Source organism: Streptomyces sp. NPDC096013 (assembly GCF_044763565.1).
Taxonomy (GTDB): Bacteria; Actinomycetota; Actinomycetes; order Streptomycetales; family Streptomycetaceae; genus Streptomyces.
On the sequence record NZ_JBIWGK010000003.1, the window covers coordinates 298,208 to 310,459 of the forward strand.

Annotated in this window: 10 protein-coding genes; 1 reads left to right on the forward strand and 9 read right to left on the reverse strand. The window is 71.3% G+C overall.

What is annotated here, in order from left to right:
* Positions 1-21 precede the first annotated feature (21 nt).
* Positions 22-357 (forward strand): hypothetical protein, encoded by a 336-nt coding sequence (locus ACIRB1_RS12875; RefSeq protein WP_352181914.1) that lies wholly within the window; start codon positions 22-24, stop codon positions 355-357.
* Between the two features lie 69 nt (positions 358-426).
* Here the strand turns inward: ACIRB1_RS12875 and ACIRB1_RS12880 are convergent, their stop codons facing one another.
* From ACIRB1_RS12880 to ACIRB1_RS12920, 9 genes are all read right to left on the reverse strand, one after another.
* Positions 427-1,119 (reverse strand): LuxR C-terminal-related transcriptional regulator, encoded by a 693-nt coding sequence (locus ACIRB1_RS12880; RefSeq protein WP_403465554.1) that lies wholly within the window; start codon positions 1,117-1,119, stop codon positions 427-429.
* Positions 1,120-1,376: 257 nt separating this feature from the next.
* The gene (locus ACIRB1_RS12885) at positions 1,377-3,191 is read right to left on the reverse strand and encodes a PQQ-binding-like beta-propeller repeat protein (RefSeq protein WP_403465555.1); all 1,815 of its coding nucleotides are present in this window, start codon (positions 3,189-3,191) and stop codon (positions 1,377-1,379) included.
* Between the two features lie 45 nt (positions 3,192-3,236).
* A complete protein-coding gene (locus ACIRB1_RS12890) occupies positions 3,237-4,985 on the reverse strand; it encodes a PQQ-binding-like beta-propeller repeat protein (protein ID WP_403465556.1) in 1,749 nt (582 codons plus the stop codon).
* A gap of 200 nt (positions 4,986-5,185) precedes the next feature.
* The gene (locus ACIRB1_RS12895) at positions 5,186-6,988 is read right to left on the reverse strand and encodes an ABC-F family ATP-binding cassette domain-containing protein (RefSeq protein ID WP_403465557.1); all 1,803 of its coding nucleotides are present in this window, start codon (positions 6,986-6,988) and stop codon (positions 5,186-5,188) included.
* Between the two features lie 98 nt (positions 6,989-7,086).
* Complete coding sequence (locus ACIRB1_RS12900) at positions 7,087-7,989, reverse strand: 4-(cytidine 5'-diphospho)-2-C-methyl-D-erythritol kinase (RefSeq protein ID WP_403465558.1); 903 nt, start codon at positions 7,987-7,989, stop codon at positions 7,087-7,089.
* Positions 7,990-8,127: 138 nt separating this feature from the next.
* On the reverse strand, positions 8,128-9,072 hold the full coding sequence (gene rsmA, locus ACIRB1_RS12905) for a 16S rRNA (adenine(1518)-N(6)/adenine(1519)-N(6))-dimethyltransferase RsmA (RefSeq protein WP_403465559.1): 945 nt from the start codon (positions 9,070-9,072) through the stop codon (positions 8,128-8,130).
* A 132-nt stretch (positions 9,073-9,204) separates the two neighbouring features.
* Positions 9,205-10,506 (reverse strand): ubiquitin-like domain-containing protein, encoded by a 1,302-nt coding sequence (locus ACIRB1_RS12910; RefSeq protein ID WP_403465560.1) that lies wholly within the window; start codon positions 10,504-10,506, stop codon positions 9,205-9,207.
* Positions 10,507-10,649: 143 nt separating this feature from the next.
* Complete coding sequence (locus ACIRB1_RS12915) at positions 10,650-11,558, reverse strand: TatD family hydrolase (protein ID WP_352181905.1); 909 nt, start codon at positions 11,556-11,558, stop codon at positions 10,650-10,652.
* A gap of 47 nt (positions 11,559-11,605) precedes the next feature.
* A complete protein-coding gene (locus tag ACIRB1_RS12920) occupies positions 11,606-12,046 on the reverse strand; it encodes a hypothetical protein (RefSeq protein ID WP_352181904.1) in 441 nt (146 codons plus the stop codon).
* Positions 12,047-12,252: the final 206 nt, after the last annotated feature.

Below are 12,252 nucleotides of genomic sequence, written 5' to 3' on the forward strand. Positions count from 1 at the left end.
CCGCGGAAGGATAGAGAGACCATGTCTGAGAACTCCGGACACCCCGACCACTCCGGGCGCTCCGAACACGACGTCCACCGCGAAGTCACCGAACTGGAGACCAAGTCCACGACGGCGTCCCGCCTGTTCGACCTCCGGCTGATCATCGGCGGCCTGTTCGTCGTCTACGGCATCATCGTCACGATCGCCGGCATCAGCCCGTCCCAGTCCACCCTGGACAAGGCCGAGGGCGTCAACATCAACCTCTGGACCGGCATCGCGATGCTGCTCCTCGGCATCTTCTTCCTGGGCTGGCTGAAACTCCGGCCGGTACCGCCGGTGGAGATCGAGGTGACGGAGGAGAAAGAGGGAGCCTAGGCCGTGCGCCGGGCGCGGGCGGGCTGTGGCTGATCGCGCAGTTCCCCGCGCCCCGCGCGCCCCGCGGCCCTAGGTGTCCGACCCCGCGGAGTTGTGCAGAGGGCCCGCCCTGTCCAGCAGCCCCGTGCGGGCGGCCAGTGCCGCCGCCTCCAGCCTCGACCCCACCCCGAGTTTCATCAGCACCCTCTGGACATGGGTGCGGGCCGTGGACGGGGCGATGCCCATGCCCGCCGCGATGAGGCGGGTGTCCTCGCCGTCCGCGACCCTGACCAGGACTTCCACCTCCCTCGGGGTGAGCATCTGGAGGAGGCGTTGGCCCTCGTCGTCGGGTTGGGCCGCGGGGTTGAGCAGTTCACTGAAGGCGCCCTGGAGCAGTTGGGGGGCTACCGCCGCCTCGCCCGCCCTGGCCTTCATGATGGCCCGCTCCACGCCCTCGATGCGTTCGTCGTGGCGGACGTAGCCCGAGGCGCCGGCCGCGAAGGCCGCCGCGATTCCCCGGGGGCTCGGGACCGGGCCCAGGACCAGGACGGCCACCTGGGGGCGTTCCCGTTTGATCTTCGTCACCGGGTCGAAGATGCCCGGTTCGGCCGGTGTCGCCGTGCCGAGCAGGCACACCTCGGGGGCGCGGGTGATCACCAGTTCCGCCGCGCCCGCCGCGGGCGCGGCCGCCGCCAGCACCCGGTGTCCCCGCAGCTTCAGTGCCGAGGCCAGTGCCTCGGCGAGCAATCGGTGGTCGTCGACCACCATCAGCCGCACTCCCATCGAGCAACCCCCCCAGTCCCCCCAATGGATGCCCACTATGGATGCCCACCGGTCCCGCGAACAGAGGGCCCCCAGCACCCCCGTCCTTCATGCCCCCGGAAGCTACACGCTTGTTCGACGTTGCGCTGCCCCTACTGGAGAGAAGTGCCCCGGATCGACTGACTTTTTCGCATTCCTCGTATTCGGGGGTGTTGAGCGGTACGCCCCCGGCCCCGTCCCTGAGCAGGGGCGGGGCCGGGGGCGTGGACGCGGTCGGGTCAGCCGGTGGTGCCGAACGCGATCGCCAGGTCCTTGTCACCCGTCGAGGACGACGAGGCCTTGTCCGCGTAGACCGCCGACATGTAGAGGTGGCCCTCCGCGTAGAGGATCTCGGCGTAGTCCGGCAGGAAGGTGGTCTCCGTCTGCCGTGTCTTCTCCGCGCTCGGGTTCTCCAGCAGCTTGGTCTCCTTGAAGGAGGTGCCGTCGATGCTGACGATCTGGCCGCCCTTGTTGTAGGGCGGGGACTTGTACGCGATGACGTTGCTGCCGTCCATGCGCAGCGGGGTGATGGTGTAGCCGTCGCCCGCGTCGGCGCGCTGGCCGGTCTGCTTGCCGGTGGCGAGGTCGAAGGCGACGATCTCGTTGGTCCGGCTGTACGAGTCGCCGGAACCGTCGTGCTCTTCGGTGGGGACGTACAACCGGTCGTTGCCGACGGCCAGTTCGGTGCAGTACTCGACCCGTGTGATGCCGTCGCAGCGGGCGGCGTACTGCTTGCCCGGCGCCGGGATGTGCGAGCGCAGCGCACCGGTCTTGTTGTCGATGGAGAAGAAGTCCGAGACGCCGCTGCCGTCGCCCGCGCTGTCGCCGACGTCGGCCGCGACGACCAGCGGGTCGGTCGACACGATGCTCGCGTACTCGATGCCCTGGGCCATCTTGTAGTCCGAGGTCACCTTCCCGGAGACCGGGTCGATGGTCTGGATGTGCAGGACGGGCGAGTCGTACGTCCCGCACCGGCGCACCGCGACCAGCTTCGCGCCGCCGCCGTACCCGGCGTCGTAGCAGTCGGCGACCTTCGGGCTCCACAGGACCTTGCCGGTGGAGATGTCGAAGGCGGCGCCGCCGTCTGTGCTGCCCACGGCGACGGTGTCGGCGCTGACGGTGACGTTCTCGAAACTGATCGGCTGGTCACCGGAGTTGGCGGTCTTCGTCCACAGCTTGGTGCCCGCGTTCAGGTCGATCGCGGCGATCTGGCTGCATCCGTGCGAGGGCTTGTCCTTGGTCGGCATGGCGGGCTCGTAGAGGATCGCCGTCCTGCCGTCGGTGGTGGTGTGCTTCGTGGCCTGGCAGACCGGGCCGGGGAGCTTGATCGTCCACTGCTTGGCGCCGGTGTCGCGGTTGTAGCCGACGACCTCGGCGCTGCCGGTCTTGGCGTACACCTTGTCGGTGAGCCAGGAGCCGGAGGTCACCATGGTGTCGGCGACCTTGGGCATCGGGACCTCGAAGAGGACCTTGGACGCGGCGTCCGCGGGCACCTTCTCCTTGCCGCCCGACGTCGTGCCGCCCTTGTCGTTCGTGCCGCCGGTGGTGCCGCTGGAGCTGGCGCTCTTCTTCGTGGCGTCGTCCTTCTTGCCGGACGAGGAGGCGTACCAGATCCCGCCGCCGACGATCAGCGCGATCGCGACGACCGCGGCGGTGATGATCACCGCGGGCGCCCCGAACTTCCGCCCGCCGCCGCCCGGTTGACCCGGCTGCGGGTGCAGCGGCATGGTCGCCGGCTGCCCCGGATAGCCGTAACCCGGCTGCTGGCCATAGGGGTTGGGCTGCTGCCCGTACGGCTGCTGCGGCTGCTGCGCGTACGGGTTCGGCTGCTGGCCCGGGTAGCCGTAGCCGGGCGGCGGGGCCTGCGGGGGTCCCTGGGGCGGCTGCTGGGGCTGCTGGGGATAGCCGTAGACCGGCGGCTGCTGGGGCGGGGGCGCCTGCGGGTAGCCGTAGCCCGGTGCGGGCTGGGGCGGCTGCTGCGGGGGCTGGTCCTGGGGTGGGCCGAAGCCGCCCTGCGGGGGCTCGTTCGGCGGGGGTGGTGGGGGCGTGGTCATGACGAGTACCTCGGGGGGACGGCGGGACGGGGAGAAGTCGGGGTCTCACTTGCCGTACGCGAGCATCAACTTCTCCTTCGTGTCGTCATTGCCGTTCAGCCGGGTCGACGAGATGTAGAAGCGTCCGTCGACGTAGTCGATGTCCCGGGAGAAGAAGCTCGACTCGATCTGCGCGGTGCCGGCGGGCATCTGCAACAGCTTCGCCGTCGGGTGCGAGGAGCCCGCCGTGGGGATGGACACGATCTGGCCGCCCGCGTCGTAGGACGCCTCGACGTAGGCGATGAGCTTGCCGCCCTGGACCTTGACCGGGACCATCGACACGGCCGCGGGCGACTTGACGCGCCACTTCTCCTTGCCGGTGGCCAGGTTGATCGCCACGATCTGGTTGGCGCCGGTCGTCGCGTCCGTCGGCAGGTACAGGGTGTCCGCGTCGACCGCGACGCCCTGGCAGCCCTGGAGGTCGCTGTCGAGGAACGACGAACTGCACGTCGGCGCGAACGCGGCCTTGGAGTCGACCTGCGAGCGGACCGAACCGTCGGCCTTCAGCGTCGAGATGTTCCAGTGCTTGTGGTCCGAGTCGGTCATGTAGAGGACGACCGGGTCCACCGAGTACGTGCGGGACACCGTCCACCCCTTGGGGATCGACTTGGTCCACTTCGCCTTGCCGGTCGCCGGGTCCAGCTCCTGCACCTCGTCGTGCTCGTTCGAGGTGCTCGCGCCGCAGGACGCCACCGAAATCAGCTTCGCACCGCCCGCGAACGCGGACGGGAAGCAGGCCGCGCCGTACTTCTTCTTCTCGAAGAGCTTCTTGCCGGTGTCCACGTCGTACGCGATCCCCGACTCCGAGCGGCCCACCATCAGCGTCCTGCCGGAGATGGACAGACCGACGCTGAGCGCGCTGTCGAAGAGACCGCCGTCCGGGACGGTCCCCGACCAGCCCTTCGCGCCGGTGCCGAGGTCGATCTGCTGGAGCTGGTTGCACTTGGCGTTGTCGCTGACACCGCTCTCGTACGCCACGACGATCTTGCCGTCCGCCGACTTCGCCGGGGTGACCGCGCAGATCTTCTGCGGGAAGGTGACCGTGGGCCAGGTCGGCTTGCCGTTGCCCACGTCGTAGGCGACGAGTTCCTTGTACGCGGCCTTCACCGCGGTCTTGCCGGTGATCCACATGCCGGGGGCGTCGGCACCCGAACCGGGCGCGTCCGGCGCCTCCTTGTACCAGAGCACCTTCGCCTCGCCGGCCTTGCGGCCCGCGTTGAGGTCCTGGGAGTCATTGCCGCCGTCGCCGCTGCCGTCACCGGGGTTGGCCGGGTCGTCGGTGGCGCCGGTGGGCGTCGGGCTGTCGCTCTTCTCCGCGACCGGCTTCTTGTCGTCGCCGCCACCGCTGGTGACCGCCCACACCGTGCCGCCGACCACCAGCAGCCCCGCCACCGCGGCCGCGATCACCAGCGCCGGGCGCCCCTTGAAGGGGTTGCGGGAGCCGCCGCCCGGAGGTGGCGGCGGGGTGAACTGGGGCGGCGGGTAGCCGTAGCCGGGCTGCTGGCCGTAGGGCCCCGGCTGCTGCGGCTGACCGTAGGGGCCGGGCTGCGGCTGCGGCTGGCCGTACGGGCCCGGCTGCTGCGGCTGTTGGGGCTGCTGCGGATAGCCGTAGGGGCCGGGCTGTTGCTGCTGCGGATAGCCGTAGCCGGGCTGGGGCGGGACCGGGGCGCCGAAGCCGCCGGGCGGTGGCTGTGGCGGCTGGTTCGGCGGCGCTCCGTAACCGCCGGACGGCGGCTGTTCGGGCGGCTGAGTCATCAGCGGTTCCCCCTCGTTCACTGATTTTTAGCCACGCCCCGAGGCTCGCGAAGGACCCGGAGTCGTAATCAACGGTGCTCAGACAGTTCTCAGACGGCTCTTTCTATCACCCGGCTGTCCATGAAGAACGGGCCGGTTCCCCCCTGTTCCCAAGGGAGGACCGGCCCGTGACGCCCCCGTTATGCGCCTTCACCCAGCCTTCACGCGTCCTCGGCGAGTTCCAGCCACCGCAGCTCCAGCTCGTCCCGCTCACGGCTCAAGTCCCTCAGCTGGCCGTCCAGTTCGGCCACCTTCGCGAAGTCCGTGGCGTTGTCGGCGATCTGGGTGTGCAGCTTGGCCTCCTTCTCGGAGACCTTGTCCAACTGCCGCTCGATCTTCTGGAGTTCCTTCTTCGCGGCCCGCTGGTCGGCGGCGCTCACCGCGGGCACGGCCTTCTCCACCACGGGGGCGGCAGCGGCGGCCTCCTCCTCCATACGGTGGCGCCGCTCCAGGTACTCGTCGATCCCGCGCGGCAGCATCCGCAGGGTCGCGTCACCCAGCAGCGCGAACACCTTGTCGGTGGTGCGCTCGACGAAGAACCGGTCGTGGGAGATCACGATCATCGACCCAGGCCAGCCGTCGAGGACGTCCTCCAGCTGGGTCAGGGTCTCGATGTCGAGGTCGTTCGTGGGCTCGTCGAGGAAGAGGACGTTCGGCTCGTCCATCAGCAGCCGCAGCAACTGGAGCCGGCGGCGCTCACCACCGGACAGGTCCCCGACCGGCGTCCACTGCTTCTCCTTGTTGAAGCCGAACGTCTCGCACAGCTGCCCGGCGGTCATCTCCCGCCCCTTGCCGAGATCGACCCGCTCCCGCACCTGCTGCACGGCCTCCAACACCCGCAGCGTGGGCTTGAGTTCGGCCACCTCCTGCGAGAGGTAGGCGAGCTTCACCGTCTTCCCCACGACGACCTTGCCGGCCGCGGGCTGCGTCTCGCCGTCGCTGCGGGCGGCCTCGGCGAGGGCACGCAGCAGGGAGGTCTTGCCGGCGCCGTTGACCCCGACCAGGCCGACGCGGTCGCCGGGGCCGAGGTGCCAGGTGATGTGCTTCAGCAGGACTTTGGGCCCGGCCTGGACGGTCACGTCCTCCAGGTCGAAGACCGTGCGGCCGAGCCGTGAGGACGCGAACTTCATCAGCTCGCTGGTGTCGCGCGGCGGCGGCACGTCCGCGATCAGTTCGTTGGCGGCCTCGACGCGGAAGCGCGGCTTGGACGTACGGGCCGGGGCTCCCCGGCGCAGCCACGCCAGCTCCTTGCGGACCAGGTTCTGCCGCTTGGTCTCCTCGGTGGCGGCGATGCGCTCGCGCTCGGCGCGGGCGAAGACGTAGTCCGAGTAGCCGCCCTCGTACTCGTAGACGTCGCCCTTCTGCACATCCCACATGCGGGTGCAGACCTGGTCCAGGAACCAGCGGTCGTGGGTCACGCAGACGAGCGCGGATCGCCGCTCGCGCAGATGCCGGGCGAGCCAGGAGATGCCCTCGACGTCCAGGTGGTTCGTGGGCTCGTCCAGGACGATCAGGTCCTGGTCCTCGATGAGCAGCTTCGCGAGGGCGATACGGCGGCGCTCGCCACCGGAGAGCGGGCCGATGACGGTGTCGAGTCCCTGCGGGAAGCCCGGCATGTCGAGCCCGCCGAAGAGTCCGGTGAGTACGTCGCGGATCTTGGCGTTGCCCGCCCACTCGTGGTCGGCCATGTCCCGGATGACCTCGTGGCGGACGGTCGCCTCGGGGTCCAGGGAGTCGTGCTGGGTGAGGACGCCGAGGCGGAGTCCTCCGGAGTGGGTGACGCGGCCGGTGTCGGACTCCTCCAGCTTGGCGAGCATCCGGATCAGCGTGGTCTTGCCGTCACCGTTGCGGCCCACGACCCCGATCCGGTCCCCTTCGGAGACACCGAGCGAGACGCCGTCGAGCAGGGCACGGGTGCCGTACACCTTGCTGACGTTCTCGACATTGACCAGGTTGACGGCCATTTCTCTCCTGACAGGGGGGACGGTCAGCCTCCCAGGGTAATGCGCGGCGGGAGCCTCACTGTCCGTGCAGGTCAGGTGGGGTTCGAAGGCCGGTCGGCCTACGGCCGACCGAGTACGGTCGCGCCCGCCGCCGGGGCCGTCGCCGTGCGGACCGTCCGGCAGGTTCCGGAGGCCGTCAGCGCCTCCGCCACCTTCGTCGCCGAACCGGGGTCGCGGACGAGGAACGCCGTCGTCGGCCCCGAACCGGAGACCAGCGCGGCGAGGGCACCCGCGGAGCGGCCCGCGGCGAGGGTGTCGGCGAGTTCCGGGAAGAGCGAAAGGGCGGCGGGCTGGAGGTCGTTGGAGACGGCGGCGGCGAGCGCGTCCGGGTCGCCCTTCGCGAGCGCGTCGAGGAGGGGCCGCGAGGCGACGGGCTCGGGGATGTCGGTTCCCTCGCCGAGCCGGTCGAACTCCCGGAACACCGCCGGGGTCGACAGCCCCCGCCCGGCCATCGCGAACACCCAGTGGAAGGTGCCGCCGGTCTCCAGGACGGTCAGCTTCTCGCCGCGCCCGATGCCGAGCGCCGCCCCGCCCACCAGGCTGAACGGCACATCGCTGCCCAACTCCGCGCAGATGTCCAGCAGTTCGGCCCGCGAGGCACCGGTGCCCCACAGCGCGTCGCACGCCACCAGCGCACCCGCCCCGTCCGCGCTGCCGCCCGCCATGCCCCCGGCGACGGGGATGTCCTTGGCGATGTGGATGTGCACGGCGGGGTCGTGTCCGTACCGCTCGGCGAGCGCGACGGCCGCCCGCGCCGCCAAGTTCGTTGCGTCCAGGGGGACTTGGGCCGCGTCCGGGCCCGTGCAGGTGATGCGGAGTTCCTCGGCGGGGGTCACGGTGACCTCGTCGTGGAGGCCGACGGCGAGGAAGACGTTGGCCAGGTCGTGGAAGCCGTCGGGGCGCGCGGCACCCACCGCGAGCTGGACGTTGACCTTGGCGGGGACGCGGACGGTGACGCTCACTTGCCGGGCTCCTTGTGGTGGACGGTGGCCTTCGCGCGGACCGGGGCGGGAAGGGTCACGTGCCGGGTTCCTCGTGCGGGACGCCGAGCTTCGACGAGGCCGGGGCGGTCGGGGTGGGGATGGCGGGGGCGGTCACGCTCACCGGCCGGGCTCGTCGCGCGGGGTGTCGTCGGACCGTACGGCTGCCGCCTGCGGTGCGTGCGCGTCCTGCCCCGCGCCGTCTGCATCCACCTTGTTCTCCGCGATGCGCGCGAACTCCTCCACCGTCAGCGACTCGCCCCGCGCCTGCGGCGAGACCCCGGCCGCCACGAGCGCCGCCTCGGCCGCCGCCGCCGATCCCGCCCAGCCCGCGAGCGCCGCCCGCAGGGTCTTGCGGCGCTGCGCGAAGGCCGCGTCCACCACGGCGAACACCTCGCGGCGGTCGGCGGTCGTCTTCAGCGGCTCGGTCCTGCGGGTGAGCGCGACGAGGCCGCTGTCGACGTTCGGCGCGGGCCAGAAGACGGTACGGCCGATGGAACCGGCCCGCTTGACCTCGGCGTACCAGTTCGCCTTCACGGACGGGACGCCGTACACCTTCGAACCGGGCGCCGCGGCGAGCCGGTCGGCGACCTCCGCCTGGACCATCACCAGCGTGCGCTCGATGCTCGGGAAGTGCTCCAGCATGTGCAGCAGGACCGGTACGGCCACGTTGTACGGCAGGTTCGCGACCAGCGCGGTCGGGGCCGGGCCCGGCAGCTCCGTCACCTGCATCGCGTCCGAGTGCACCAGCGCGAAACGGTCCGCCCGGGTCGGCATCCGCGCCGCCACCGTCGCCGGGAGCGCGCTCGCGAGAGTGTCGTCGATCTCCACGGCGGTGACGCGGTCGGCCACCTCCAGCAGGGCGAGGGTGAGTGAGCCCAGGCCGGGACCTACCTCCACGACCACGTCGTCGGGGCGGACGTCCGCGGTGCGGACGATACGGCGGACCGTGTTCGCGTCGATCACGAAGTTCTGGCCGCGCTGTTTGGTGGGGCGGACGTTCAGGGCGGCGGCCAGTTCGCGGATCTCGGCGGGGCCCAGGAGGGCGTCGGGGTTGCTGCTCACGTACCTAGGTTACGGGCGGTTCTTCGCCTGCCGGTCCGCTGTGGCTGGTCGCGCGCACGCGGCGGAGCCGCACATCGACACCGACCCGCGCCCCTGGGGAATGGGGGCTGCGCCCCCTGTCCCCATCTCCTCTCAGCCGTGCAGCCTCGTTCCGCAGTGCGGCCATGGGCTCGCACCCCGCCGGACGTACAGCCTCTTCGCCCTGAACGTCTGCTCCTCCGCGCTCGCGTCCTGCGGGCGCCCGCTGCCGCCCAGGCTGTGCCAGGTGTGGGTGTCGAACTGGTAGAGGCCGCCGTAGGTGCCCGAGGGGTCGACCGCGCCGGGGCGACCGCCGGACTCGCAGGTGGCCAGGCCGTGCCAGTTGAGCTGGTCGGCGCCCTGGACGGAGGTGGGCATCGGTTTGGTGCCGACCTTCACCAGCTGGGAGCGGGGCTCGCGGACCACTTGGTCGTCGATGCGGCGGGGCTTCTCCTTGACGCCGTTGACCGTGCGGAGGGCGTAGGTGACGCGGCGCAGGCCCGGGCGGCCGGCGCGTTCGACGACCTCCGTGCCCTTGAACAGGGTGGGGTCGTCCTCGCGCTCCACCTTGAACGGGATGGCCTCCTCGCGGATCTCCTTGGTGCCGGTGACCCGCAGGACGGTGACGGTCTGGCCGTCGCGGGGGAAGCTGTCGGCCGGGACGGAGGTGGTGTCCTCGCCGTGCAGGCCGATGCCGGCCTCCTGGACCGCCCGGCCCACCGTCGCCGCGTTGGTGCGGATCGTGCGGGCGCGGCCGTCGGCCATGATCGTGACGGTGCGTTCGGTGCGGACGTCGAGGGTGAGTCCGGCGCGGCCGATGGGCTGGGAGCGCGAGGTGGAGAGGTAGGCGCCCTCGGCCCGCACGCCGAGTTCTTCGAGGGCCGCGTCGACCGTGCGTGCCGTGGTCCACACCTCGCGCCGGTGGCCGTCGACGGTGAGCCGCACGGGGCGGCCGTAGCGGACCGCGACCTCGTCGCCGCTGGTGAGGGGCGCGTCGCGGCCGGGGGCGACCACGTCGTGGGCGCCCACGTCGACGCCCTGCTGGGCGAGGAGTTCGGTGACGTCGTCGGCGAAGGTGTGCAGGGTGCGCGGCTTGCCGTCGACGTTCAGCTCGATCGCCTTGTCCTTGGCGACGAACGCGGTGGTGCCGCCGGCGAGGAAGGCGACGACCAGGGCCTGCGGGACCAGCCTGCGCATCGCGGAACCGGTGTCCGGGCGGTCGGCTCTTCGGCGCCGCCCGTGCCGCGCCGCCGGCTCGCTCTCCGGCTCCGCGGTGCCCGCCTGGCGGGGGAACACGGGCTCGTACGCCTCGTAGGCGGGCCGGTACGTGTCCTCGTACACCGCCGTCGGGCCGTCGGTGTACGTGTCCGCGCGCACACCGCGGTCGTACGTCTCGTAGGTCTCGTAGTTGCTCACGCCGACACGCTCCAGAAGGCCACGGGGGTCCGGATCGGGCCACCAGAACCTAGCGGAGCGACCGTCACTCTCCAAAGTGACGCGGCTACCCAGAGTTGTGTTCGATGACGTCCCGGGGATTGGTCCGGCGGGGCCGCGAGGGCTCAATAGGCGAACGCCCGGGCCGTGTTGGCGGCGAGCGCCGTCGCCAGCGTGTCCTCGTCGATGCCCCGTACGGCCGCCATCGCGCGGACCGTGACCGGAACGAGGTAGGGGGCGTTGGGCCGTCCGCGGTACGGGGCGGGGGTGAGGAAGGGAGCGTCCGTCTCGACCAGGACCAGTTCGAGCGGGGCCACCGCGAGCGCGTCCCGCAGGTTCTGGGCGTTCTTGAAGGTGACCGTGCCGGCGAAGGACATGAAGTACCCGGCGCGGGCGCAGAGTTCGGCCATCTCGGCGTCGCCGGAGTAGCAGTGGAAGACCGTGCGCTCGGGGGCGCCTTCCTCCTTGAGGACGCGCAGGACGTCGGCGTGGGCGTCGCGGTCGTGGATGACCAGGGCCTTGCCGTGCCGCTTGGCGATCTCGATGTGGGCGCGGAAGGACTTCTCCTGGGCCGCCTTGCCCTCGGGGCCGGTGCGGAAGTAGTCGAGGCCGGTCTCGCCGACGCCCTTGACCTGGGGCAGTCCGGCCAGCCGGTCGATCTCCGCGAGGGCCTCGTCGAGGGCGCCGTCGCCGCCGGGAACGCGCGCGCCCTGCCGGGACCACCCGTCGGGGTCTCCGTGCACGATGCGCGGGGCTTCGTTCGGGTGCAGGGCGACCGTCGCGTGGACGGAGTCGTGGCGGGCGGCCGTCTCGGCGGCCCAGCGGGAGCCCTTGATGTCGCAGCCGACCTGGACGACCGTCGTCACGCCGACCGACGCGGCCTTGGCGAGCGCCGCGTCCACCGTGCCGGACTGCATGTCGAGGTGGGTGTGGGAGTCGGCGACGGGCACCCGGAGGGGCTCCGGGAGCGGCGGCGCCGCGTTCTTCTCGCTGCCGCGTGCGCGGTCGCCGGCGCTGTCGCTGGAGGAAGGCATGCCCCGATCCTACGAAAGGGGCATGCCCGCCCGGTCGTCGGAGCCGGTCAGCTCGCCTTGCGGTGGAACGGGTGCAGCAGGTCGGACAGGTGCCAGTGGTGGTCCTTGTGCTCCGGCAGCGGGGTCACGGCCGCGTCGCCGTCCTCCGGGGCCGTGGCGTCCGCGGCTGCCGCTGCCGCCGTGCGGGGCCGCGGCGGGGCGTACTGCCGCTGTGCGGCCTCCCGTACCGAGGAGACCTGGCCCGCGCGCATGATGCGCACGACATGCCCGTCACAGTTGAGGCACGCGGGACGGCTCAGGGGCGACGGCACGACCTGGCCCCCCGCCACGTACATCACGAACTGGTGGCCGTCGGTGTCGACGTGGTGCTCTATCTCGTACGACTGCTCCCAGCCGTGCCCGCACCGCATGCAGGCGAAGGAGTACGACTCGTTGACCACGGCGGTGGCACCGCCCCGAAGACCGGTCTGCCCTGCGATCTCACTCATGCCAGCTCCTGCTTGCTTTCCGCTGGACAAATACCCCCGGCGAGGGGATTCCCCCCGGAATCCCGTTGGAGGTGAGGGACGGGTGTGTCCCTTCGTCCAGTGGACGCCTCCGGCAGGGCGAACGCATCAGTCCTGTCGACTGTTGGAGGCGATTTGGACTTTCCTTGTCGAATCACCCCGGCAAGGCGGTCCGGCTTTTGCATTCG

Bases quoted from the DNA above. Each gene is read 5' to 3' on its own strand.
- ACIRB1_RS12875 (WP_352181914.1), top strand. From the start codon at position 22: ATGTCTGAGAACTCCGGACACCCCGACCACTCCGGGCGCTCCGAACAC.
- ACIRB1_RS12880 (WP_403465554.1), bottom strand. From the start codon at position 1,119: ATGGGAGTGCGGCTGATGGTGGTCGACGACCACCGATTGCTCGCCGAG.
- ACIRB1_RS12885 (WP_403465555.1), bottom strand. From the start codon at position 3,191: ATGACCACGCCCCCACCACCCCCGCCGAACGAGCCCCCGCAGGGCGGC.
- ACIRB1_RS12890 (WP_403465556.1), bottom strand. From the start codon at position 4,985: ATGACTCAGCCGCCCGAACAGCCGCCGTCCGGCGGTTACGGAGCGCCG.
- ACIRB1_RS12895 (WP_403465557.1), bottom strand. From the start codon at position 6,988: ATGGCCGTCAACCTGGTCAATGTCGAGAACGTCAGCAAGGTGTACGGC.
- ACIRB1_RS12915 (WP_352181905.1), bottom strand. From the start codon at position 11,558: ATGCCTTCCTCCAGCGACAGCGCCGGCGACCGCGCACGCGGCAGCGAG.
- ACIRB1_RS12920 (WP_352181904.1), bottom strand. From the start codon at position 12,046: ATGAGTGAGATCGCAGGGCAGACCGGTCTTCGGGGCGGTGCCACCGCC.